The sequence below is a fragment of the Clostridium sp. SGI.024 genome (assembly GCF_050315195.1).
Taxonomy (GTDB): domain Bacteria; phylum Bacillota; class Clostridia; order Clostridiales; family Clostridiaceae; genus Clostridium.
In genome coordinates this window covers 1-304 of record NZ_JBNPON010000180.1, presented here as the reverse complement: position 1 = coordinate 304, position 304 = coordinate 1, and the positions used below count along the sequence as shown (strand labels likewise).

The window sequence follows — 304 nt, the reverse complement described above, 5'->3', positions numbered from 1 at the left end:
TCAGAGTGTCGACAAAGTCGACACTCTTTAATTTTTGTTATAAAATATTTTTGGGTGATTAAAAGTGTTAACAAAGAAAAGTAATGAAGGAAGAAATCAAATTGAATTTAATAGTTTAGAAGATTTAGTGCCAAAAGATCATTTATTAAGAAAAATTGAAAATGCATTAGATTTTAATTTTATATATGATGAAGTTGCAGAGTTATACTCTGCTATCGGAAGACCAAGTATAGATCCAGTTGTATTAGTTAAAATAGTTTTAATTCAATACCTATTTGGAATATCTTCAATGAGACAAACAATA

The 304-nt window shown here is 26.0% G+C and carries 1 protein-coding gene; it reads left to right on the top strand.

Going from position 1 to position 304, the window contains the following annotated elements:
• Positions 1-64 precede the first annotated feature (64 nt).
• Positions 65-304: transposase (locus tag ACQRD5_RS17320; protein WP_427747130.1), on the top strand; the 240-nt coding region annotated here is incomplete at its 3' end.